This window comes from Aquicoccus sp. SU-CL01552, from assembly GCF_040365005.1.
Lineage (GTDB): Bacteria > Pseudomonadota > Alphaproteobacteria > Rhodobacterales > Rhodobacteraceae > Antarcticimicrobium.
This window is the reverse complement of record NZ_BAABWV010000007.1, coordinates 134,784-157,830: the sequence shown is the minus strand read 5'-3', so window position 1 is coordinate 157,830 and position 23,047 is coordinate 134,784. Positions and strand designations below refer to the sequence as shown.

At 64.5% G+C, this 23,047-nt stretch carries 22 protein-coding genes and 1 pseudogene; 7 read left to right on the top strand and 16 right to left on the bottom strand.

Annotated elements, in window-relative coordinates; translation table 11 throughout:
* Positions 1-341: 341 nt before the first annotated feature.
* From ABWV23_RS10300 to ABWV23_RS10260, 9 genes and pseudogenes are all read right to left on the bottom strand, one after another.
* Positions 342-1,361 (bottom strand): alcohol dehydrogenase catalytic domain-containing protein, encoded by a 1,020-nt coding sequence (locus ABWV23_RS10300; RefSeq protein ID WP_353347367.1) that lies wholly within the window; start codon positions 1,359-1,361, stop codon positions 342-344.
* Positions 1,354-2,154 carry an ABC transporter permease gene (locus ABWV23_RS10295; protein WP_353347366.1) on the bottom strand — a complete coding sequence of 267 codons (801 nt, stop codon included), beginning with the start codon at positions 2,152-2,154 and terminating at the stop codon, positions 1,354-1,356. The genes ABWV23_RS10300 and ABWV23_RS10295 overlap by 8 nt, the downstream gene beginning before the upstream one ends.
* Entirely contained in the window at positions 2,151-3,005 is an 855-nt protein-coding gene (locus ABWV23_RS10290) for an ABC transporter permease (protein WP_353347365.1), read from the bottom strand. Before ABWV23_RS10290 ends, ABWV23_RS10295 begins: the two co-directional genes overlap by 4 nt.
* Positions 3,002-4,039, bottom strand: coding sequence for an ABC transporter ATP-binding protein (locus ABWV23_RS10285; RefSeq protein WP_353347364.1), 1,038 nt, complete (start codon positions 4,037-4,039; stop codon positions 3,002-3,004). The genes ABWV23_RS10290 and ABWV23_RS10285 overlap by 4 nt, the downstream gene beginning before the upstream one ends.
* Positions 4,040-4,105: 66 nt before the next feature.
* Positions 4,106-5,170, bottom strand: a complete 1,065-nt coding sequence (locus ABWV23_RS10280; protein WP_353347363.1) for an ABC transporter substrate-binding protein — start codon at positions 5,168-5,170, stop codon at positions 4,106-4,108.
* A 32-nt stretch (positions 5,171-5,202) separates the two neighbouring features.
* Positions 5,203-6,159: an agmatinase gene (gene speB / locus ABWV23_RS10275; protein WP_353347362.1), complete on the bottom strand. Its 957-nt coding sequence runs from the start codon at positions 6,157-6,159 to the stop codon at positions 5,203-5,205.
* Positions 6,160-6,252: 93 nt separating this feature from the next.
* Entirely contained in the window at positions 6,253-7,167 is a 915-nt protein-coding gene (locus ABWV23_RS10270; RefSeq protein ID WP_353347361.1) for a LysR family transcriptional regulator, read from the bottom strand.
* A 29-nt stretch (positions 7,168-7,196) separates the two neighbouring features.
* On the bottom strand, positions 7,197-7,742 hold the full coding sequence (locus ABWV23_RS10265; RefSeq protein WP_353347360.1) for a nitrilase-related carbon-nitrogen hydrolase: 546 nt from the start codon (positions 7,740-7,742) through the stop codon (positions 7,197-7,199).
* A gap of 14 nt (positions 7,743-7,756) precedes the next feature.
* Positions 7,757-7,861, bottom strand: a pseudogene (locus ABWV23_RS10260) (ATP-binding protein); the annotation flags it as partial.
* Between the two features lie 128 nt (positions 7,862-7,989).
* On the opposite strand from ABWV23_RS10260, the gene ABWV23_RS10255 reads away from it, so the two are divergent.
* Positions 7,990-8,202 carry a hypothetical protein gene (locus tag ABWV23_RS10255; protein ID WP_353347359.1) on the top strand — a complete coding sequence of 71 codons (213 nt, stop codon included), beginning with the start codon at positions 7,990-7,992 and terminating at the stop codon, positions 8,200-8,202.
* 46 nt (positions 8,203-8,248) lie between these two features.
* Here ABWV23_RS10255 and ABWV23_RS10250 read toward each other — a convergent pair whose 3' ends face one another.
* Positions 8,249-9,094, bottom strand: coding sequence for an LOG family protein (locus ABWV23_RS10250; RefSeq protein WP_353347358.1), 846 nt, complete (start codon positions 9,092-9,094; stop codon positions 8,249-8,251).
* A 164-nt stretch (positions 9,095-9,258) separates the two neighbouring features.
* Between ABWV23_RS10250 and ABWV23_RS10245 the strand changes: the two genes are divergently transcribed.
* On the top strand, positions 9,259-10,179 hold the full coding sequence (locus ABWV23_RS10245) for a threonine/serine dehydratase (protein WP_353347357.1): 921 nt from the start codon (positions 9,259-9,261) through the stop codon (positions 10,177-10,179).
* Positions 10,180-10,194: 15 nt separating this feature from the next.
* Here ABWV23_RS10245 and ABWV23_RS10240 read toward each other — a convergent pair whose 3' ends face one another.
* On the bottom strand, positions 10,195-10,590 hold the full coding sequence (locus ABWV23_RS10240; protein ID WP_353347356.1) for a VOC family protein: 396 nt from the start codon (positions 10,588-10,590) through the stop codon (positions 10,195-10,197).
* 91 nt (positions 10,591-10,681) lie between these two features.
* Here ABWV23_RS10240 and dapD point away from each other — a divergent pair, with 91 nt between their 5' ends.
* Complete coding sequence (dapD, locus tag ABWV23_RS10235; protein WP_353347355.1) at positions 10,682-11,509, top strand: 2,3,4,5-tetrahydropyridine-2,6-dicarboxylate N-succinyltransferase; 828 nt, start codon at positions 10,682-10,684, stop codon at positions 11,507-11,509.
* A gap of 73 nt (positions 11,510-11,582) precedes the next feature.
* Here dapD and ABWV23_RS10230 read toward each other — a convergent pair whose 3' ends face one another.
* The gene (locus ABWV23_RS10230) at positions 11,583-13,151 is read right to left on the bottom strand and encodes a choice-of-anchor L domain-containing protein (protein ID WP_353347354.1); all 1,569 of its coding nucleotides are present in this window, start codon (positions 13,149-13,151) and stop codon (positions 11,583-11,585) included.
* Positions 13,152-13,326: 175 nt separating this feature from the next.
* On the opposite strand from ABWV23_RS10230, the gene ABWV23_RS10225 reads away from it, so the two are divergent.
* On the top strand, positions 13,327-13,686 hold the full coding sequence (locus ABWV23_RS10225) for a DUF8846 family protein (protein WP_353347353.1): 360 nt from the start codon (positions 13,327-13,329) through the stop codon (positions 13,684-13,686).
* Between the two features lie 12 nt (positions 13,687-13,698).
* Here the strand turns inward: ABWV23_RS10225 and ABWV23_RS10220 are convergent, their stop codons facing one another.
* The gene (locus ABWV23_RS10220) at positions 13,699-14,760 is read right to left on the bottom strand and encodes a transporter substrate-binding domain-containing protein (protein ID WP_353347352.1); all 1,062 of its coding nucleotides are present in this window, start codon (positions 14,758-14,760) and stop codon (positions 13,699-13,701) included.
* Between the two features lie 140 nt (positions 14,761-14,900).
* On the opposite strand from ABWV23_RS10220, the gene dapE reads away from it, so the two are divergent.
* The 3 genes from dapE (at position 14,901) to ABWV23_RS10205 (ending at position 19,823) form a co-directional block, all read left to right on the top strand.
* Positions 14,901-16,046 (top strand): succinyl-diaminopimelate desuccinylase, encoded by a 1,146-nt coding sequence (gene dapE, locus ABWV23_RS10215; RefSeq protein ID WP_353347351.1) that lies wholly within the window; start codon positions 14,901-14,903, stop codon positions 16,044-16,046.
* 87 nt (positions 16,047-16,133) lie between these two features.
* The gene (gene rnr, locus ABWV23_RS10210; RefSeq protein ID WP_353347350.1) at positions 16,134-18,386 is read left to right on the top strand and encodes a ribonuclease R; all 2,253 of its coding nucleotides are present in this window, start codon (positions 16,134-16,136) and stop codon (positions 18,384-18,386) included.
* Between the two features lie 105 nt (positions 18,387-18,491).
* Entirely contained in the window at positions 18,492-19,823 is a 1,332-nt protein-coding gene (locus ABWV23_RS10205; protein WP_502901643.1) for a lytic murein transglycosylase, read from the top strand.
* A gap of 288 nt (positions 19,824-20,111) precedes the next feature.
* Here ABWV23_RS10205 and ABWV23_RS10200 read toward each other — a convergent pair whose 3' ends face one another.
* The 3 genes from ABWV23_RS10200 to ABWV23_RS10190 form a co-directional block, all read right to left on the bottom strand.
* Positions 20,112-21,092, bottom strand: coding sequence for a zinc-binding dehydrogenase (locus tag ABWV23_RS10200; protein WP_353347349.1), 981 nt, complete (start codon positions 21,090-21,092; stop codon positions 20,112-20,114).
* Between the two features lie 13 nt (positions 21,093-21,105).
* Positions 21,106-21,717, bottom strand: coding sequence for a TetR/AcrR family transcriptional regulator (locus ABWV23_RS10195; RefSeq protein WP_353347348.1), 612 nt, complete (start codon positions 21,715-21,717; stop codon positions 21,106-21,108).
* A gap of 155 nt (positions 21,718-21,872) precedes the next feature.
* Positions 21,873-23,045, bottom strand: coding sequence for an ABC transporter permease (locus ABWV23_RS10190; RefSeq protein ID WP_353347347.1), 1,173 nt, complete (start codon positions 23,043-23,045; stop codon positions 21,873-21,875).
* Between the last annotated feature and the right edge of the window lie 2 nt (positions 23,046-23,047).

Genomic DNA, 23,047 nt, shown 5'->3' with positions numbered 1-23,047 from the left:
GCAGTTGCCTTGAGGGACGGACGGGAATCGATTTTAAGGTTCTGACCTGCCACTGAACTTCATCCAGCCGCGACCGGAGTCCGGTTGGTGTTTACGCTGATCGGCGCAGGTTGACAGCCGCCCCGAAGACGTGATCCGCGCCTATGCGGGACGCGGCGGAAAACCCTGCGGCTGGAGCAGTTTCGCGGGGCCATGCCGTCGCAGCGCTGAACTATGAGCGAACCAGACCGTCGTGCGATAGCAAGTGGGATACGGCTTTGGCATGAGCCGATCCTAACGCACGGGATTCGTTCAATGAATCCGCATAACGGATATGTGCAACAAGGTCCTGAGGTTCTGCTTCAGGCGCCCATTTTCAGAACGAGCCGGCCTTTCACATCCCCAGCGGCCAGGCGCTCGAGCCCCGCAGCGACCTGGTCAAACGGCACCGGCTCGATTTCGATCGGTGGCATATGTTTGGAGGCAAATGCCAAGAAGGCGCGCAATTCAGCACGGGTTCCGACAGAGGACCCCAAAACCCGATGCCCTCCATTGATCAGCCACATCATCGACAAAGGCACCGGATCGTGCACCAAAGCGACGGCAACGATCTGGCTCAGCGGATTGGCAACAGTGGCGATCAAATCCCAGACCTTCGCAGTTGGCGCGAAGTTCAGCGTGATGTCGGCCCCGCCCCAGGCGTGGATCGCATCGACCTCGTGCGGGGCCACGGCCAGGCTCACACCATGGCGCAACGCCTCGGCGCGTTTGGCGGGATCGAGATCGACCACCGCGACCTCAAGCCCGCGCGCCAGCCCGATGGCAATCGCATATTGGCCGAGCCCGCCTGCGCCCACGATCAAAAGCCGCTGACCGGCGTGCACGTCGCAGCGCTCCAACGCCGACCAAGCGGTCAGCCCGGCACACAACAGCGGACCCGCGGCGACAGGATCGAGTCCGTCGGGAATTTCCGTCGCGAAAGCCGCCTCAACGATCGCATATTCCGCAAACGCGCCATAGGCATCGAGGCCGCGCGCCTTTTGCGACTGGCAAAAGGTCTCATGCCCGGTCAAGCAAGGATCGCAATGCTGGCAGGTCTCATAGAGCCACGGCAGGCCGATCCGGGTGCCCAGTGCAAGGGGACCGTCCCCCGCCACGATCCGGCCGATGCCCTCATGCCCGAGAATGAGCGGGAAGGCCTCCTCCGGCATCGGTTCCTCGCCGCGCTGCACATGCAGGTCCGAGTGACAGATGCCGCAGGCTTCGAGCCGCACAAGGTACTGCCCCGGTCCCGGCACGGGCACCGGCACCTCGGCGATCCGAAGCGGCGCGCCCGGAGCATCGCAAAGCGCGGCGTTCATCGTCGTGGGAAGGTCAGTCATGTTGGCTCCGTTCGGCCCCCAAAAGGCGCGGCAGGTTGCCGAACCGCCCGATCAGCCCGAAGATCAATGCCGACAGCACGGCGAAGACGACGGAGACCACGGCGAGGATCGGCGTATAGCCATAGCGCAGGGCATTGAAGATCTTGATCGGCAGGGTTTCGACGGTGAACCCCGCGACCATATAGGCGATGATGTATTCGTTGAGGCTGAGCACGAAGGCGAAGGCATAGCCCGAGACCATGAAGGGGACCAGCAGCGGCAGGATGACGGTGCGAAACACTCCCCAGCGTCCGGCCCCCATGACCCGCGCAGCTTCGATCAACGATCTGTCGATTCCCTGGAGGCCCAGCGAGATGGTCACCAAAGGCAGGGTCACAAGGAAGATGCCGTGAGAGACGATGGTCGCGTAGATCTGGCCATAGCCGCCGAGCGTCATCCAGAAGATCATGAAGCCGAGCGCAGAGATCACGGGCGGCAAGGCAAACGGGGCAAACCCCATCCCGGTGAGCGCCCGCGCGACGAGGCCGCGTCTTTCCCAAACGAACAACGCCAAGGGCAGGGCAATCGCCACCGCCAGCGCCGCCGCACAGGCCGCGATCACCAGGGAATGGCGCAGCGGCACAAGCCATTCGCTTTGCCGAAACAGCTCACCATACCAGCGCAGCGACGGATCGACCGGCGGAAAGCGCAGGCTCTGCGAGCCGTTCAAAGACACCGCCGCCACGACGATCAGCGGTGCGACCAGCAGGGCGAGGATCACCAGCACATAGGTGGTTTTCAAAGCGCGAGTCATGCCGCCCGCCTTTCACGTCCGGCCAGCGAGGCCAGCCCCACAAGCGCCAGCGCCACCAGCATGAGAAACACCGACATGGCCGCAGCAAAGGGCAGGTTGGACTGATAAATCGCCTGATCGGTTATGTGCACCGAGAGCGTCCAGTGCTCGGACCGGCCGAGAAGTTGCGGCAACAGGTAAGAACCCAGCGTGAAGACGAAAACGAGGATGAAGGCACCGACGATGGCGCCGCGCAGGTTCGGGACGATGACGCCGAAGAACGCGCGGGGGCCCGAGGCGCCCATGACGCGCGCCGCTTCGACGATCTCTGGGTCAAGCCGCGACACCGGCGGGTAGAGCACCAGAACGGCAAACGGGAAGCCGATGTAGCACAGGCCCGCAATGAGCGCGAAGAGCGAGGGCGTATAGGCGCGCGGCGCGTCGATCAGGCCCAACCAGTGAAACAGATTGCCGATGCCGGCGGTCTGCGACAACAGCGTGGAAAGCGAAAAGCCGATGATCACCTCGGACAGGGCCAGGGCGGACAACAACACGACCAGAATACGGGTCTGGGCCTTGTGCCCCATGTTCGACAGAAAGACGGTGAACGGGAAGGCCAGCGCAACACAGATCGCCGCTGCGGTAAGCGAAACCGAGATCGACACCACCATGACCTTGCCGAAAAAGGCGGATAAGAAGCGCGCGTAGCTGTCCCATTCGAAAGCCCATTCATAGAAACCACTGACATCGCGATGGGCGACGGAGACGGCCAACATGATGCCAAAGGGCACGAGGAAAAACAGCGTCAGCATGGCGGCGGGCCAGAGCCCGAGCCAGCGCGGAGTGGCGGTCTGTAGAGACGTCGCGCTCATTGCACCACCACCTTCTCCCCGTCACGAAAGCGGATGCCGATGGTCTGGCCGGTGCGCAGGTCATGGCCATGCCCCGGGGGCAGATGCGCGGTTATATCCTGATCGCCGACGCGCATCAGGACGTGCAGGCTTTCGCCCAGATCGCGCAGAAAGGTGATCTCGGCGGACAGGCCCTCGTCGGGGGGGCAGAGCAGCACATGTTCGGGACGCACCGACAGATGCATCTCGCCGGAGGTGATGGCGATCCGGTCGCCGTCAGTGATCGGGAAAGCATGGCCAAGGACGGAAACCGCACCATCTGCCACGGTGCAGGGCATCAGGTTCGTCGTGCCGATGAACTCCGCAACGAAAGCGTTGGCGGGGGTGTGATACAACTCCATCGGCGCGCCCGCCTGTTGGATCACACCGTCTTTCATCACGATCAGCAGATCGGCCATGGTCAGGGCCTCTTTCTGGTCATGGGTCACGACGACGGTGGTCACACCGAGGCGTTCCTGAATTTGGCGCAGTTCGATCTGCATATGTTCGCGCAGGCTGGCGTCGAGCGCGGACAACGGTTCATCCAGCAAGAAGACCTGCGGGTCGATAGACAACCCGCGGGCAATTGCGACGCGCTGACGCTGGCCGCCGGACAATTGGTGAATGCGGCGCGATCCAAGCCCCGGCAGGCGCACCAGATCGAGCAATTCCTCGGCACGCGCGCGGCGCTTTGCCTTGTCGACACCACGAATGGCGAGGGGATATGCGATGTTTTCAGCGACATCGAGATGCGGGAAAAGCGCGAGAGACTGGAACACCATGCCCATGCCGCGTTTGTGCGTTGGCACTTCGGTCTGGTCGGAGCCACCGACATAGACCCGCCCCTCCGTTGGCGCTTCAAGCCCTGCGATCAGCCGCAAAAGCGTGGTTTTGCCACAGCCCGAGGGGCCGAGCAGACATACGAATTTGCCATTGGGAATGTCCAACGACACGTCATCGAGTGCCCTGAATGTACCGAAGTCCTTGCTCAGGCCGTCGATGCGCAATTCGGTCATGTCGGATCTCCTGTCGTCGAAAATCGCGCCGCGGCAAGAGGTCCGCCGCGGCACGCCAGGGAAAGTTTAGCCGGTAATCTTTTCCGACCACATCTGGTTGATCCAGTCACCGCGATCGACATAGATCTGGGTGAGCGGCAGGATCGGCGCCTTGTCCGAAGACACGGCGGCGAATTCCTCGTCAGTGAGATCGGTCAGTTCGCGCGCCACGGTCGGGGCCGTGCCGACAAAGCGCGACAGTTTCGCCTGAATCTCCGGCTGCGCCATGTAGTCGATGAACACCTGCGCCGGCTCGATGGCTTTCGAGGCTTTCGACACCACCCAAGAGCCGCTATCCAGGACAGCGCCCTCATCCGGGAAGCTGGAGCGCACGGGCTTGCCTTGCGAGGCGGCCAGACCGGTCACGTCGTGGTAATATTGCCCCATCGGGATTTCGCCGGTTTCCAGCGCCTGCTGGAACTGACCTTCGTCGCGATACCAAAGGCGCACGTTGGGCTTCAACTCGGCGAGTTTTTCCATGACCTGAAGCACGCCCTCGTCGGTCTTGAGGATATCCGTGCCGCCAAAATAGGTCGTCGCGGTGATCTCCAGCAGGAAAGAGTTGGTCGCCAACGACATCAACCCAAGCTTGTCGGCATTGGCCGCATCCCAGAGCGCAGTCCATGAGGTCGGCGCTTCCGCGTAGGCTTCGGTGTTGGTCACCAGCGTGATGTACCAGCTCACCGCGCCTGTGCCATAGAGCTTGCCATCCTCATAGCGTTGCACGAAATGCTCCGGCAGGTTGCCGAGATTGCTCAGGGCGGTCTCGTCGAGCGGGGCCCAGAGACCGGAGCGTTCGCCCTTGAGGCGGGCCAGTTGTGCCATCATCGACACGTCCGCCGGGGCCTGACCGGCGCGGGCGGCCTGCGCCAGTTGTACGAGCCACGCTTCGCCGGTCGGCTCGGCAATGCTCTCGATCTCGATGCCGGTGGCGGCGGTGAAATCGGAGTAGATGTATTTGTCGAAACTCTCCTGAAAATAGCCGCCATAGGTGCCGACCTTGAGCGCGTTATTGGCCGCGCGCAGAACGGTCGGCGCGGAAAGGGCGGCGACGGTTGCGGCGCTCGCCTTGAGGAATTGACGTCTTTGCATTGGTGGATAACTCCCAAAAATCCGGCTTTTGATCAGCGACCCTGCGGCACGCCGGGCAGCGCGCAGAGCATTTCGAACAGGAAGTTCGCTGCGATCACGGCGGTATTGCCCGCCGGATCGTAGGGCGGCGAGACCTCGACGAGATCGCAACCCACAAGGTTCAGACCTGCAGTGCCACGGATGATCTCGAGACCTTGCATCGTGGTCAGACCACCGACCTCGACCGTACCGGTGCCGGGCGCGAAGGCCGGGTCGAGACTGTCGATGTCATAGGACAGATAGACCGGCGCATCGCCGATCTTTTCACGGATCTCGGTCATCAGCGGGGTCAGCGATTTGTGCCAGCACTCTTCGGCCTGAATGCAGGTCCAGCCCTGATCCCGACCCCAGTCGAAATCGGCCTTGCTATAGCCGGTGCCACGCAACCCGATCTGGAACACCTTGTCGTTTTGCAGACAGCCCTCTTCCCAGGCACGGCGGAACGGACAGCCATGCGCTTCTTTCTCGCCGAACATGTCCTCATTGGTGTCGGAATGGGCATCGACGTGAATGAGTGCGACGGGGCCGTGTTTTTCCGCCACGGCCCGCAGGATCGGCCAGGTCAGAGTGTGATCGCCACCGAGCGTCAGCGGGACCGCCCCGTGCGCGAGAACCCCGCGGTAATGCTCGGCGATGATGTCGACGGATTTTTTCAGATCATAGAGATTGACCGGCACGTCACCGATGTCGGCCACTTGCAGATGCTCAAAAGGCGCGGCCCCCGTCGCCATGTTATAGGGGCGGATCATCCGGCTTTCATCGCGGATCTGGCGCGGACCGAGGCGCGTTCCCGGACGGTTCGAGGTGCCAATGTCCATCGGAATCCCCAGGAAACAGGCATCCAGCCCCTCGGCGCTCTGCGCCACAGGCAGGCGCATCATCGAGGCCAGGCCGCCCGTACGCGGCATGTCGTTACCACTGAGGGGTTGATTGAAACGGTGCTCGCTCATCGGCTTTCTCCTTCGTTCAGGCGGAGAATGCGTGAAAGTCTTCATCCTAAAAATATCGCGATGAAGATTCTTAGTTCGATGAAAATGAAAGCTTCAGAAGGCCGCGCCGCTTTTTTTGGCAGTTTCCGCGCCAGGGTTTGACTGTTCACCATACAGTCGCGACAGCTCCTTGAGCATTTCCTGCGCCAAAGGCGAGGCATCGACATCCGGGCGGGTTATCGCCTCGAAGGTACAGCGATAGATAAACCGCTCGCTGAGCACCTGTTTAAGTCGCCCCCGCTCGACCCAAGTGGTCACGGAATGATCGGGCAGATACCCGATATAGGCGCCGGAAAGGATCATGATCAGCTGTTGTTCCAGCCCCTGCGCCATGGCGGGAGAGTTCGGAAAATCCCGGTTGTTCCAGTGATCGTCGCGCCAATAGCTGCGCCCGACAGTGCGCATGGTGGTGACAAATTCCGGCGTCAACTTGTCTTCGCCCACGTTCCACAACAGGTGGTTAGAGGCGCAATAGAGATAATTGGTCTCCGTGTAGAGCGGTTGGTAATCAAGCCCCGCGACCTTATGCGGAAACGACCCGATGCCCAGGTGCAGGGAGCCATCGCGCACCTGCGCCTGCAAATCCTGCGGACTGCATTGCGCCAGTTCGAAGCGCAGCGAGGTGGCGCGTTTCTCGAGCATGCCGATGGCCTCCGGCAGACGAAAATTGGGATCGGTCACCACGTGATCCACAACACCGATCCGCAAGGTGCCGGAGAGCGCCCCGCGCAGCACGGCGGTTTCCGACACGAATTCTTCGGAGGCGGCGAGAAAACGCACCACGGCCGCATGTACCGCCTCGCCTTTTTGCGTCAGACGAAATCCTGCCCGCCCGCGACGGCACAGCGTCATGCCAAGACGATCCTCGAAAGCGGTGATCTGGGTCGAAATCGTCGATTGGCTGACGTTCAGTTCGGCCTGCGCCGCAGCAAACCCACGGTGTCGCACCACCGCGTCGAACACGCGCATCAATCGGATATCCGCTCCGGAGAGTTGCATTATGCCTCGTCGCTAACCGGCCTGAAATCGCGTTCCTGTGTGGAGAGCGTCGTCGGATCATAGCATGCGCGGACAGTGGCGAGAAGCATCGCCGGGGAACGTCCGGCACTGGCAAGCACCTTGCCGTCCGCGCCTGCGACCACCGAACCGCCGAAATAGCTCAGATGCGCCTCCGTGCCGCAAAGGTTCGCATAGGCGATGCTCAACCCGTGATTGGCGGCCATCGCCGGCACGACATGCTCTCCCACATGCTCAAACGGGTCCATCGCCGCCGTCGGAGCAAGGATGATCTCGACGCCCCGGCGTTTGAGCGCGGCAATATGCGGGGCAAATTCCACGTCGTAACAGATCAGAATGGCAGCCTTACGTCCGGCCAGATCGAACACGGTATAGCGCGCTCCGGCGGTGAAACGTTTTGCCTCTTCGGGGCCGTAAAGCTGGATCTTGCGATGATTGCCGAGAAGCTCGCCCTCAGCCGACACACAAAGCGCCGCGTTATGGATCGTATCGCCCGCCCGCTCCGGTAGCCGACACAGATCGCACATCCCGCAGCCTGCGCGAAGCGGTATGACGTGTTGCCGGTCTCGATGATGACACAGTGGTGCGTGACGCGATCCAGCAGCGCGGTTGTCATCTTGGCGTCGCCGAAGACAGCGACCCATTGGCGCTGACAGCCGTGTCGGTCTCGGCCGCCCTGCCCTCAAAATTTCACAATCCGGGACCAATTAAGCCGTCATCAACAATCAGTTTCCAAATTACGGACAATGTAATGAGTGCAGGAGAATATTGAAGATGGCACAGGTATACACGATCTGCCGCACCCCGGTCGAGGCCCCGGTTCTGGATCTGCTGAAGCGCGAGCGCGCGATGGCGGTCAGCCCGCGGGAATGGAAATTCCGGCTTGCCGGTTATGGCTATGCGATCAAGGACGTGGCGGGTACCCAGGTGGTAACCAAGCTGCCCCAGAACACCGAACTCGGTGTACTTCCGACCCAGATCCACTGACAAAACGCCCCCACGCGGGGGCGTTGTCACGGTGATGCGCGCGTGATCAGCCCCGACCGGGAATCACGTCACGCGGCGGCGCGGGCTGCCAATTCTCGATAATATCGGCCGCCTCCTGGGCGGAATCGACAAAGCGGAACAGGCTCAGATCCTCGTCCGAGATGGTGCCGGCATCGGCCAGCGCCTGCCAGTTGATCACCGTCTCCCAGAAGCTGCGCCCGAAGAACACGAACGGCACGCGGTCCATGCGGCCGGTCTGGATCAGGGTCAGCGCCTCGAAGGTCTCGTCAAGGGTCCCGAAGCCGCCCGGAAACACGCCGATGGCGCGGGCACGCATCAGGAAGTGCATCTTGCGGATCGCGAAATAGTGAAAATTGAAGCTGAGCTCGGGCGTCACGTATTCGTTCGGCGCCTGTTCGTGCGGCAGCACGATCGACAGGCCCAGCGAAATGCCCCCGGCCTCCTGCGCGCCGCGATTGCCTGCCTCCATCACGCCGGGCCCGCCGCCGGTTGCGATCACGTATTCCCGGTTGCCGCTGGCAATGGCCTTTTCGGTCATCAGCCGGGCAAACTCGCGGGCCTCGTCGTAAAATGCGGACAGTTGCGACAGGGTCTTGGTGCGCGCAGTGTGCTTCTGCGCCGGCTCGGGGATGCGCGCGCCGCCGAACAGGACGACCGTGCTCTCGATCTGGCGCTCTTCCAGAAGAAGCTGCGGCTTGAGCAGTTCGAGCTGCAACCGCACCGGGCGCAACTCGTCCCGGCACATGAATTCTTCGTCGGTAAAGGCCAGCCGATAGGTCGACGACCGGCTTTGAGGCGTATCGGGAACCTGCCGTGCGGTGGTGCGGTCAAAATGGGCATCGCGGAAAACGCTGCGACGATCGTCTGTCATGATACTGGCCCTGAACAATTCTTCGGGGGCAGCCTTATCGCGTTCCCGTGTCGGTGGCCAGATGCCCCGGTGCGGCGGTCGGGGCGGCGCCGTCAAGCCAGCCCCGTTGCCCTTTCCGCCAAAGCCCCGTTATCTGGGCCGGCACGAACCGGGAAGGACAAGCTATGGTGGATCGTCAGGATATCGAGGCGGCGGCGGCGCGGATTGCCGGCCACGTGGTGCGCACGCCGGTGATGGAGGTGTCGGGGTTCGACCTGCCCTTTGCCGTCGAGATGAAGCTCGAGCAGGTGCAGCACACCGGCAGTTTCAAGGCCCGCGGCGCGTTCAACACGATGCTGGGCGGCGATGTGCCCGACGCGGGGCTGGTCGCGGCCTCGGGAGGCAACCACGGTGCGGCGGTGGCCCATGCCGCCCGCGCGCTGGGGCACCGCGCCGCAATCTTCGTGCCCGAGATGGCGGGGCCGGCCAAGATCGCGCTGATCGAACGCACCGGTGCCGACCTGCACGTGGTGGCCGGCGAGTATGCCAACGCGTTCCAGGCCGCGCAGGCCTATGAGGCCGAGACCGGGGCGGCGCAGATCCATGCCTATGACGCGCCCGCCACCGTCGCGGGCCAGGGCACTTGCCTGCGGGAGTGGGAGGGCCAGGGGCTGCGTGCCGATACCGTTCTGATCGCGGTGGGCGGCGGCGGGCTGATCGCGGGCGCGCTGGCCTGGTTGCGCGGGGCGCGCAAGGTGGTGGCGGTGGAACCCGAAACCTCCTGCGCGCTGAACGCCGCGCTGGCGGCGGGCGAGCCGGTGGATGTGGAGGTCTCCGGCATCGCCGCCAACGCGTTGGGGGCGCGGCGGATCGGGCAGATCTGTTTCGACCTGGCCCGGAATTTCGAGGCGCAATCGGTTCTGGTCCGTGATGACGCCATCGCCACCGCCCAGCGTGCCCTGTGGCAGGAGCGGCGGCAATTGGTCGAGCCGGCCGGCGCCACCGCGCTCGCCGCGCTGATGTCGGGCGCCTATGTGCCGGAGCCGGGCGAGCGGGTCGCGGTGCTGGTCTGTGGTGGCAACATCGCGTCCGATCCGCTGGGGTGACCGGCCCGCCGCCTGTTACAGGTAGCGCCCGCCGCGCTTGAGCACCTCGATCTGGTACCCGTCGGGATCGGCAATGAAGAAGAACTCGGCGATCACCTCGCCGGCGGGGGCAAAGGCCACGATGTCGCGCGGGGCCAGCCCCGCCGCCTTGAGCCGCGCATGTTCCGCCGCCAGATCCGCGACCGACACCGCCAGGTGCCCATAACCATCGCCCAGGTCATAGGGCTCGGTCCGGTCCTTGTTCACCGTCAGCTCCAGCTCGAACCCGGTTTCCTCGTTGCTGAGGTACACAAGGGTGAAACTGGGGAAATCCAGCCGGTCGGCGACCTTCAGGCCGAATGCGGTGTCGTAGAAGGCGACCGAGCGCGCCTCGTCGAGGACGCGGATCATGCTGTGAATGGCTTTGGCCATGGGTATCTCTCCTTGCAGGGGTGCTGACGGATTGTCGCCAAGCGGCGCGCCCGCTATAGGGCATGAAACCCGATCGGACGAGGAGAGAAAGATGTCCAACGCCCAACTGGAAGCCGCGATCGAATCCGCGTGGGAAACCCGCGACAGCATCACCCCCTCGACCGGCGGCGAAACCCGCGAAGCCATCGAAGACACTCTGAACGCGCTCGACAGCGGCAGCCTGCGCGTGGCCGAGAAACAGGCCGACGGATCCTGGCATGTGAACCAATGGGCGAAAAAGGCCGTCCTGCTGGGCTTTCGCATCAAGGACATGGAAGTGCACGACAACGGCCCGCAGGGCTCGGGCTGGTGGGACAAGGTCGACAGCAAGTTCAAGGGCTGGGGCGACAACGAATGGGGTGCCGCGGGCTTTCGCGCCGTCCCCAACTGCATCGTGCGCAAATCGGCCTATATCGCGCCCGGCGTGGTGCTGATGCCCTCTTTCGTCAACCTCGGCGCCTATGTCGACGAGGGCACCATGGTCGATACCTGGGCCACGGTGGGCAGCTGCGCCCAGATCGGCAAGGGCGTGCACCTGTCGGGTGGCGTCGGCATCGGCGGCGTGCTGGAGCCGATGCAGGCCGGCCCGACGATCATCGAGGACAATTGTTTCATCGGCGCCCGCTCCGAGGTGGTCGAGGGTTGCATCATCCGCGAAGGTTCGGTCCTCGGCATGGGGGTGTTCATCGGCCAGTCGACCAAGATCGTCGACCGCGAAACCGGCGAAGTGATGTACGGCGAGGTGCCGCCCTATTCGGTGGTGGTCTCCGGCTCGATGCCGTCCAAGAACGGCATCAACCTCTATTGTGCGGTGATCGTGAAACGGGTGGATGCGCAGACCCGCTCCAAGACCGGCATCAACGAGCTGCTGCGCGACTGATCGCGACGACGTTCCGGAAATGCAAAGGGGCGGCCATCTGGCCGCCCCTGTTTCGTTTGCCGTCCGGTCCGGATCAGGCCTCCAGCAACGCCCGGCTCTCGAAACCGCGCAGCGAGGGGCGCGCCGAGGGGCCATAGCCGAACCCGTCGTGGTCGGCGGCATCGGGCATCAGCCGCAGGATTTCTTCCCGCGTTTCGGCGTCAAAGCTTTCGACGGTCTCCCGCCCGGGATGATAGCTCTCGCTTTCCAGGCCGTTTCCACGAATGATCTGGTGCTGGTCGAACATGACATGCACATAGGTGACCGCCCCGCCGTCGCGGCGCAGGCGCACGGTGGACCCGTTCACCAGGTCCTTGGCCTTGACCAGAACCTCACCCTCTCCGAACAGCAGTTCCGCGCGGGCCGATTTCATCAGGACCCGGTGATTCGGCGAAAGCTCGGCCCGATCATGATCGCCCAGCGCACCGGCCTCGATCACTACCGGCGCATCCGGGCCGCTGGCGCGGCGGGTGGCCCGGCCGCACCAGCGCACCGGCTGCGGGCCGTCGTCGCGGGTCATGACCATGTCGCCCGGTCTCAGGCTTTCCACCGTGACCGAACCATTCGGCGTCTCGACCAGCGTGCCGGCCACGAGGCAGGGCAGCGTCGTCATCTCGACAAAGGCGGTGTCGGTGTTGCCGTCGTCGTCGGACACCTGGTAGCTGAAGGTATTGGTCTCGAAATCGCCGTCTGCCTCGACCGTCACGGTGCCGTCGGCGTTCAGCGTCACCGCCTCGCCGGTCGGCAGGATGATGGTATCGCCCGCCACCACCGGCTGGTTGTTGATCTGGGTGATGGTCAGCGTGCCGCCAGTGTTGCTGACATCGTTCTCCAGGATGTCAAAGGTGCCCTCGGCGCCCAGGACCTCGATCACGTCGTCACCGGCGATCAGCGCCGTCTGGATCGAATCCCCGGCGATCAGCAGGTTGCTGTCCCACTGCGAGTCGCCAGCATCGGCGACGCCGATCTTGATGGTATTCTCCTCGCCCGCGTTCACCGGCGCCTTCAGCGTCAGGGTGACGGTAAACCCGTCCATCTCGGTGTTGTAGAGGTCGAGTTCGCGCGGGTTGTCGACGTAGAGGTTCTCGTTGCTCTCGTCGTTGATGTTGTCGATGGTGATATCGCCGGTCCCGACCGTCAGTTCGGCCTGCACCCCGTTCACCCAGATCCCGACCGCATCGTTGAACCCGGAGTCGACGTATTCCAGGTATTCCTCGGACGAGAACGTGACCTGCATCGTCAGCGTGTCGCCATCGGGCACGAAGGTGGCCTCGAACACGGCGGCGTCAAAGGTCTGTTGCCCGGCAATGCCGGAGAGATCCGAATCGCCCGGGTCGTTGTTATTCGTCGTTGTATTCTCAAACCTGTTCGGATCACCGGAACTGTGGGTAATATCCTCGGCCTCGCCGGTCGACAGGATCACGCCTGTATCCGATGGCGTCAGATTCGGCGCGACCGAATCCCCGTCGGAATAGATGCCCGAGGCATCGGAATCGCCGGTGTAGCTGGCCGATGTGATGGAAATCCCGCTGCCGAACATGGCCTCGGCCATGTCCATCGCGGAAGCGGACGTGTCGATAGGAAGCTCGGAAGCCGTAACCATAACTATGCCTCAATATTAATGGGCCGCTTGAGCGGTTTTTCTTAATCGTCACTTATGAACAAAGAATTGGGCAAAAATGTGCAGTTCTCTTCAACTTCGCTAAAAAAGATCTGGAACGCCCGCCATCCACCACCGCGCTTGACCGCGACCGGCCGTTGCCGCTAAGGCCCGCGACATGAACACCAAATCCAAACCCTCCCGCCAACAGGTTTATACGCTGCTGGTTCAGATCGGCCGGAAATCCGGCGACGGCCTGCCCAAGGGCGCCACCGGCGCCGCGCTGATATGTTTCGCCTCGGGCGTGGACGAGGCCGAGGCGGTGCGTGAAACCGTGGCGATCCTGAAACAGGCCGAGACCGCGCCGCTGGATGTCACCGGCTACGGCACCCTGGCGGAACGGCAAGAGGCCGGCCACGAGATCGACGACGAGGAACGCGCGCTGATGCAAAGGGCGCTGGACGAGAACGCGGTGATCGTGGCGCAGATGACACCGTTTTTCGGCGACGCGCCCGATCCCGACGACATCCTGCACTGAACCGTGCGGCGCTCAGCGCCGCTGCCCGAACCACTCGCGGTAGATACGGTCATAGGTTCCGTCCTCGCGCAGCGCCAGCAGGGCCTGGTTCACCTCTTCAACCAGCGGGCTGCCGGTGGGAAAGGCGATTCCGTAGTTTTCCCGCAGGAACACCGGCCCGGCCAACTGCGCAACCTCGCGCCCGGCGGTGTTGGCGTAATGCGAAAGGATCGGCGCATCAAAGACCACCGCCTCGACCTCGCCCGCCTCGAAGACCTGCAGCATCGGCTCAAGCGCGCCGAACCCGTCATAGCCGATCTCGCGCCGGTCAAGGAAGGCGGCGGCGGTGGACCCCTCGATCGTGCCCACCCGCTTGCCGTACAGGTCGTTGACCGAGTTGACCGAGCCGCTGATCGCCTCGACCGTCATCACCGATGTGATCTTGGCGACGAATACCGACACGATGAACAGCGATGAGACCACCAGGATCACGCCGAAGAGACGACCGAGCAGGGTGCGCGGCACCCGCTCCTCGAAGCCGCCGTTCACCACCAGGTTCAGGGCCCACCAGAACGAGGGGAACCATGCCTCGTGCACGGGGCGATCGAAATAGGGCTGCGCGCGGCGTTCGAACAGCCACATCAACATGCCGCCGCCGATCAGCAGGACAAGGGCGGCACCGATGGCCAGCAGCAGGTCGGGCGACAAGATCGCCCGCCACACCGACGATCCGGCGCTATCACCGGGCGGCACCATGATCTGCAGCCCGGCCTCGAAGATCGGCTGGCTGAAATCCATCACCGCCTCGCGCGCCGCGGTGATCGAGATATTCGCAATGGCCAGATCCGCCGTCGCGGTGCCGTCGGTCACCGCGGCCAGCATGTCACCGAACCGCTCGACCCGCTCGACGCGATACTCCCAGCCCTGAGTCTCGGCCAGCGCGGCCAGAAGATCCATCGAGAATCCATCTTCCTCCCCGCCTTCGACCATCGAGAAGGGGGGGCGCGTGACAGTGGTCACGGTCAGGGTCTGGGCGGCGACGGCCTGGGCCCAAAGCGCCGTCACCAAGGTGAATATGGCGATAATCTTTTTCATCTGTCCCAGCGTTTTAACTTTGCTTACGCAGAATTCCTGAACGGGGCAAGCACGCGTACAGGTTTGGCGGGGGTTGGCATCACGCCGGTTTCGCCGCAAGTTGGCGCCGCCCACACATCAGGCAAAAGGAATACTCACGAATGCCCGCTACCGATCCCGCCCGGCTGACCGCCGATCTGATCCGCTGCCCCTCGGTCACACCGCAAGAGGGGGGCGCGCTGGTGCTGCTGGAAGAGCGGCTGAGCGCAGCAGGCTTTGCCTGCACCCGCGTCGACCGTGGCGTGGTCTCCAACCTCTTTGCCCGCTGGGGCGACAAGGGACATGCGCGCAGCTTCGGCTTCAACGGCCATACCGACGTGGTGCCGGTGGGCGATGAGGCCGCCTGGACAGTGCCGCCCTTCGGCGCGGTGGAAAAGGACGGCGTGCTGTACGGGCGCGGCGCCACCGACATGAAATCGGGGGTTGCCGCCTTTGCCGCCGCCGCCATCGACTTCGTCTCCAACACCCCGCCCGACGGCGCGGTGATCCTGGCCATCACCGGCGACGAGGAGGGCGATGCGCTGGACGGCACCACCGCCCTGCTCGACTACATGGACGAGGCCAGCGAAAAGATGTCCGTCTGCCTGGTGGGCGAGCCGACCTGCCCCGAGACCATGGGCGAGATGATCAAGATCGGTCGGCGCGGCTCGATGACCGCATGGTTCACCGTGGTGGGCAAGCAGGGGCATTCCGCCTATCCGCACCGGGCGAAAAACCCGCTGCCGGCGATGGCCCGGCTGATGGACCGGCTGGCCAGCCACGAGCTGGACAAGGGCACCGACCATTTCGACCCCTCGACGCTGGCGGTGGTGACCATCGACACCGGCAATCCCGCGACCAACGTGATCCCGGCGCAATGCAGCGGCACGGTGAACATCCGGTTCAACGATACCCACAACGGCGCCGACCTGAGCGACTGGCTGCGCGCCGAGGCCGACCGGGTGGCTCAAGACTTCGGTGTCACGGTGGAGATGAAGGTGAAGATCTCGGGCGAAAGCTTCCTCACCCCGCCGGGGCCGCTCTCGGATCTGGTGTCCGCGGCGGTCGAGGCCGAGACCGGGGTCCGGCCCGTGCTGTCGACCACCGGGGGCACCTCGGACGCGCGTTTCGTCAAGGATCACTGCCCGGTGGTCGAATTCGGGCTGGTCGGACAGACCATGCACCAGGTCGACGAACGGGTGCCGGTCGCGCAGATCCATCAGCTCAAGGCGATCTATACCCGGATCCTGCGCGACTATTTCGCGTGACGGCCCGATGCGCCGCCGAGCAGAGGCGGCGCCGACCCGGTCGCTTTTCGCGATGACGCGCCCGGCGCGCCGTGCTACCCCGAAACCATGACGCGCATACCCTCAAAACAGGAAATCCTCGACTGGATTTCCGCCCACCCCACCCAGTCCTCCAAACGCGATATCGCCAAGGCGTTCGGGATCAAGGGGGCCGACCGGATCGACCTGAAACGGGTTCTCAAGGAACTCGAGGCCGAGGGGCATCTGGAAAAGCGCAAGAAAACCTATCGTGACGCCGACAGCCTGCCGCCGGTGACCGTGCTGCTGGTCAAGGCGCCGGGCAAGGACGGCGATCTGTTCGCCCGCCCGCTGGAATGGCACGGCGAGGGGGTGGAACCCACGGTTCTGATCATGCCGCGCGCCTCGGATCCCGCACTGGGCGAGGGCGACCGCATCCTCGCGCGGCTGACGCTGGTGCACGAAGAAGACCACAACTACGAGGCGCGGCTGATCCGCCGCATCGGCACCAACCCAAAACGGGTGCTGGGCGTCTTTCGCAAGGGCGCCGAGGGTGGCCGCATCGTGCCGATCGACAAGGGCACCAACACCGAATGGCGCGTCGCCGAGGACGCCCGCCACGGCGCCAGGGATGGCGAACTGGTCGAGGCAGAACAGGCCGGGCCAAAGGGCCGGATGGGCCTGCCCCGCGCGCGCATCGTCGAGCGTCTGGGCGATCCCAGCGCGCCGCGGGCGGTGTCGTTGATCGCGATTCACCAGCATGGCATTCCCGATGACTTCCCCGACGACGTGATCGCCGAGGCCGACGCCTGCAAGCCCGTGGGCCTGAGCGGACGCGAGGATCTGCGCGACCTGCCGCTGATCACCATCGACCCGGCCGATGCGCGCGACCGTGACGACGCCTGTCTTGCCCTGCCCGACGACGATCCCAAGAACCCCGGCGGTTTCGTTATCTGGGTCGCCATCGCCGATGTCGCCGCCTTCGTCCGTCCCGGCAGCGCGCTGGATCGCGAGGCGTACAAGCGCGGCAACTCCTCCTACTTCCCCGACCGGGTGGTGCCGATGTTGCCCGACCGGCTGTCGGGTGACCTGTGTTCGCTGCATGAAAACGTGCCGCGCGCCTGTGTCGCCGTGCGGATGCAGATCGACGCGCAAGGCCACAAGATCGGCCATCGGTTCGTGCGCGGGCTGATGCGCTCGGCCGCCGCGTTGCACTATGGTGAGGTGCAGGAGGCAGTCGACGGCAATCCCAGCGAGAAAACCGAACCGTTGCTGGAGCCGATCCTGAAACCGCTCTACGCCGCCTACCGAGCGCTGCACAACGCGCGCGAGCAGCGCCAGCCGCTCGACCTCGACCTGCCGGAACGGCGGATCGTGCTGGGCGACGACGGCAAGGTCGCCTCGGTCAATTTCCGGGATCGGCTGGACGCGCACCGGCTGATCGAGGAGTTCATGATCCTCGCCAATGTCTCGGCCGCCGAGACGCTGATCGCCAAACGCTCGCCGCTGCTGTTCCGCGTCCACGAGGAGCCCAGTCCCGAGAAGCTCGAGGCGCTGCGCGAGACGGCGCAGGCGGCGGGCTACACGCTGGCCAAGGGGCAGGTGCTGCAGACCCGGCACCTCAACGCGCTGCTGGACCAGGCCGCCGACAGCGACGACGCCGAGCTGATCAACCTCTCGACCCTGCGGTCGATGACACAGGCCTATTACAGCCCTGAAAACTTTGGCCATTTCGGCCTCGCGCTGGGGCAATACGCGCATTTCACCTCTCCGATCCGACGCTATGCCGACCTGATCGTGCACCGCGCCCTGATCGCCGCCCATGGCTGGGGCGAGGACGGGTTGAAGCCCGACGAGATCGAGCGGCTGGACCGGACCGCCGAGCATATCTCCGAGACCGAGCGGCGCTCGATGATGGCCGAACGCGACACGACCGACCGCTATCTTGCCGCCTATCTGAGCGAGCGGGTCGGCAATGAGTTCACCGGGCGGATCAGTGGAATCGCTCGGTTCGGGGCCTTTGTCAAACTGGACGAGACCGGCGCCGACGGGCTGATCCCGATCCGGACCATGGGGCGCGAGTATTTCCATTTCGACCGCGAGGCCGGCACGCTGATGGGTTCCGAGACCGGCCTGACCATCGCCATCGGGCAGCGGGTGACCGTGCGACTGGTCGAGGCCGCGCCGGTGACCGGCGGGCTGGAGCTGGAACTCTTGACGCTGGAGGACAAGGCTTTGCCGCGCGGTTCCGGCGCCGGTCGTGGACGTTCCCCCAAGCGCAAGCCGGTGCGGTCCAAGAAAAAGTCCGACAAGGCCAAGCGCAAGCTGCGACGGCAGCGCTAAGCCCGGCACAAAGGCGCCGCCCGGCCCCCCGTGGATACGGGCCGCTTTCGCGAGATCGGTTTTCGCGCTAGAATCAGCGCTGAGCAGTCTGACAGGACAAAAAAAATGCGTGTTTGGTTATATGCCGCAGGGCTGGCCCTGTGCGGGGCGACTCCCGTCGTGGCAGAGGCAGTCATACGATCCCCCCGTCCCGAGGTCCGACCACCTTTGGTGTCGGATACGGTGCAGCGTGCCGCGCCCTCGGTGTTGATATCGCTGCGGCCCAGCCTGCGCCCGGCCCGGATGGAGGCGACCATGCCCGAGGGTAACGAGGTTGAGAACGCCCGGTTCCAGGCCTGGGTTCGGGCCTTCAAGCGGCGCGCGGCATCGCAGGGCATTCGCCGTGATGTCCTCGACCGGGCCTTTGCCGGGGTGCACTTCGACCCGGAGGTGATCCGGCTCGACCGCAACCAGTCGGAGTTCGTCAAACCGATCTGGGAATACCTCGACAGCGCCGTTTCCGACAGCAGAATTTCCAATGGCCGCAACGCCTTGCAGGAGCACCGCGCGGTTCTGGACCGGATCGAACGGGACTATGGCGTGGACCGGGAGGTGGTCCTCGCGATCTGGGGAATGGAGACCAATTTCGGTGGGTTCCGGGGTCGCAACAACGTGGTTCGCTCGCTGTCGACGCTGGCCTTCGAGGGACGGCGGGCCAGCTTTTTCGAGGCGCAACTGATCGCGGCGCTGCGGATCCTGCAAAGTGGCGACACCACGCCGGACCGGATGACCGGAAGCTGGGCGGGGGCGATGGGGCATACCCAGTTCATGCCGACCTCTTACCTGGAGCATGCGGTGGATTTCACCGGCGACGGGCGGCGTGATATCTGGTCCGAGGATCCCAGCGATGCGCTGGCCTCGACCGCTGCCTATCTCAAGCGGTTTGGCTGGACGAAACACCAGCCCTGGGGGGTCGAGGTTCGCCTGCCACAAGATTTTGACTTTCGCCTCGCGCAGCGGACCATCACGAAGTCGCCCGCCGACTGGGCCCGGATGGGGGTCGTGGGGATGGACGGGAAACCGGTTCCGAACCATGGTGCAGCGGCGATCCTTCTGCCCGCCGGGGGACGAGGGGCGGCCTTCATGATCTTCAACAATTTCAAGGTGATAGAGCGGTACAACCCGGCGGATGCCTATGTGATCGGGGTCGGGCACCTGGCCGACCGGATCGCGGGCGGCGGGCCGATCCGCGCGACCTGGCCGCGCGGCGACCGGGGGCTGAGTTTTACCGAGCGCAAGGAAATGCAGAAGCATCTGACCGCAAAGGGTTTTTCGACGGCGGGGATCGACGGGCGGATCGGGCCGAAGACGATGGCGGCGGTGCGGGCCTATCAACTGGCCAACGGGCTGTTGCCGGACGGCTATGCCTCGCTCGAACTGTTGAAGCGACTGCGCTGAGAAAGTGCGCACGATGCGTTAACCGGCCCCCGAGCGTGAGTCGGAGGGGGATTTTCGCGCCGCGCAGTTCGCCGTTTCGGGGAGTTTCAGGGCGGTTTCGTACAAGCCGCCCTGCCCCGCCCGGCCGCTTTCAGAGCGATTTGGGGGGTTTTCGGCGCGTTTCGTACAAAACCCCGCCGAAGCGCATTTTTCCGGGCGCAAAAGGGTTAACGCGCCCGAGATCGTGATCGCGATCGTGATGGATCCACCGGCCTCGGTCCCGAAGCCGGTGGTGTCCCGTTCAGGCCGTCAGGGCCGCAGCATGATCTTGCCACCGCGTCCGGGGGTAAGGGCGGCCTTCATCGCCTCGGCGGCCTCGGCCAGCGGATAGGTCCCGCCGGTATCGAGCGGCAATTGCCCCTGCGCGGCGAGGCCGACCAGTTCACCGATCAGGCGGAAGCGGGTTTCCGGCGCCATCTCCTTGCTGACCCGCGATCCCCAGAAGCCCTTGACGGTGATATGCTTCATGATGAGGTCGCCCGAGGACATCGACAGCGGCTGGCCGGTGGCGGTGCCGAAGACCACCAGTTCGCCGTCAATGCCCAGAAGCTGCACGAGATCGCCGGCCAGTTCGCCGCCGACGGAGTCGATGGCCGAGACCGCGCCAGCCTTGCCGATCAGGGCACGCGCCTTGCTCATCCAGTCCGCGTCCGAGGTCGACAGTACGTTGTCGATCCCGGCGGCGCGCAACTCTTCGGCGGCCTCCTCGCGGCGAACGAGGTTGAGCAGGTGAATGCCGCGCGCCTTGGCCAGGCCCGCCATGATCTTGCCGACCGCGCCGTTCGCTGCGGTCTGGATCAGCCAGTCGCCCTTGCCGACCTTGAGCGTTTCCAGCAGCGACAGCGCGCTGAACGGCATCGACACCAGTTGCGCGCCCGCCTCGTCGGGGATCGCGTCGGGCAGCGGCAGGAGGGTGGCCGCATCTGCGGTGAAATAGGCCGCCCATGTGCCGTGAACGCCCGCCGCGACGACGCGCTTGCCCACCAGATCCGCATCGACGCCTGCGCCGACCGCCTCGACGATGCCAAGGGCCTCGGAGCCGCCGATGGCGCCGGGCAACTCGGGCTTGTAGCCGTAGTTGCCGCGAATCGTCCACAGGTCGTGGTTGTGGATCGGGGAGAGCACCATGCGGATCAGGGCCTCGCCTTCGGCGGGGGTGGGTGTCTCGATCTCGCGCGGAGTCAGGACCTCGGCGGGTTCGCCGAAGGTGTCGTGGATGGCAGCATACATGCTGGTCTTCCTTTCAGGTTTTGGTTGGGTCCCCGGTCGGGGAGAGCTGTGCAGAGGTTTCGGCACGGGCCATGCGCAGCGGTGCGTCGCTGCGGGCGAGCTTGGCCAGCACCGCAACGCCGATCCATTTCGCATAGAGCATTCGGGCCGCCGTGTCGGGATCGTCCAGCGCCCGGACCGATCCGTCCCGGGCGCCTTGGCGCAGCAGGTGGGCGATGCGGGCGACAAGCGCGTCGACCCCCTTGTCGAGGGTCTTGCGCATGTCCTCGGAGAGGTCCGCGACCTCGGAGCCGAGCTTGACCACGAGGCATTCGCCAGCGATCCCGGCCGAACCGGAATGCGCCAGCCAGGCCTCCCAGAACCGGTCCAGCTTGTCGCCCGCCGGTCCCGGTTCCGCGATCAGCGCATCGACGCGTTCAAGGTAGCTGTCGACATACTCCGCAAGCAGCGCGGTGCCGAAAGCCTCTTTCGAGGCGAAGTAGTAATAGAACGATCCCTTGGGAACCTTGCTTTCCTTCAGGATCCGCGAAAGCCCGACCCCCGAGAACCCGTTGCGGAGCACCAGTGCGCGCCCGGCATCGAGGATGCGTTTTCGCGTGAGATCGGATTTGCTTACCTCTGTCATGGGGTGGCAGGTATGGCATAATAGACCGGTCGTCTAGTGCCGCTCGCGCAAACGTGAGCGACCGGGTTCCCCGGTCAATGGCATCGCTGCCCCCGAAACGACGACGCCCCCGCAAAGGTCTGCGAGGGCGTCCGTTGTCGGTGTTCGTGTCGGGGTTAGCTCGGGCTCATCCCGCGCAGGCGTTCGGAGCGGCGGCGCAGCATCTCGACCACGGTGAGCAGGCAGATCGAGATCCCCACCAGGATCGTCGCAACTGCAAGGATGGTCGGGCTGATCTGTTCACGCAGCCCGGTGAACATCTGCCACGGCAGCGTCTTTTGCCCGGCGGAGCCGACGAAGAGCACCACCACCACCTCGTCGAAGGAGGTGATGAAGGCGAACAGCCCGCCCGAGATCACGCCGGGCAGGATCAGCGGCATCTGCACCCGGAAGAAGGTGGTGACCGGATCGGCGCCCATGTTGGCCGCCGCGCGGGTCAGCGAGCGGTCGAAGCCCACCAGCGTCGCGGTCACGGTGATGATGACAAAGGGAATGCCCAGCGCCGCATGTGCCAGAACCACGCCCAGGTAGGTGCCCTGCAGCCCGATGCGGGAATAGAAGAAATACATCCCCGCCGCCGAGATGATCAGCGGCACGATCATCGGCGAGATCAGGATCGCCATGATCGCGCGGCGGAACGGCACGTGCTCGGAGCTCAGCCCGATCGCGGCAAGGGTGCCGAAGCTGACCGAGAGGAAGGTCGCGACCGGCGCGATCATCACCGAGTTCCTCAGCGCCTGCTGCCAATCGTCGTTGGTGAAGAAATCGCGGTAATGCTTGAGCGAGTAGCCGGCCGGATCGAAGCGCAGCATCTCGGGGGTGAAGGTGAAGAAATCCTCGGCGTTGAAGCTGAGCGGCATCACCACCAGGATCGGGGTGATCAGGAACACCAGGATGGCGCCACAGATCACCCGGAAGGCATAGTGCCAGAGCACCTGTCCCTGGGTCAGATAGGGCGGCAGCTTCGCCCGGTAGCGGCCTTCGTATGTCCAGAAGGTGAACCAGCCGAAGAACCAGCCGAGGCCGAGCACGAGCCCCGGTGCCCCGCCGATCAGCCAGCCGCCGACCACGAAGAGCGCGACGATGCCCCAACGCACCGCCTTTTCGTTGTCGACCAGCCGGGTTCCGGCCAGCGCGAGGATCGCCAGCAGCGCGGCGCCGGCGATGATGCCGAGCAGGCCGCTGCCCTGCGCGGTGCCGACGAAGAGGCCGGCAAAGGCCCCCGCCGCGGCCACGACGGGCACGTAGAAGGTGACGGGTGTGCGGAAAATCGGGGTCAGTGCAGCCACGT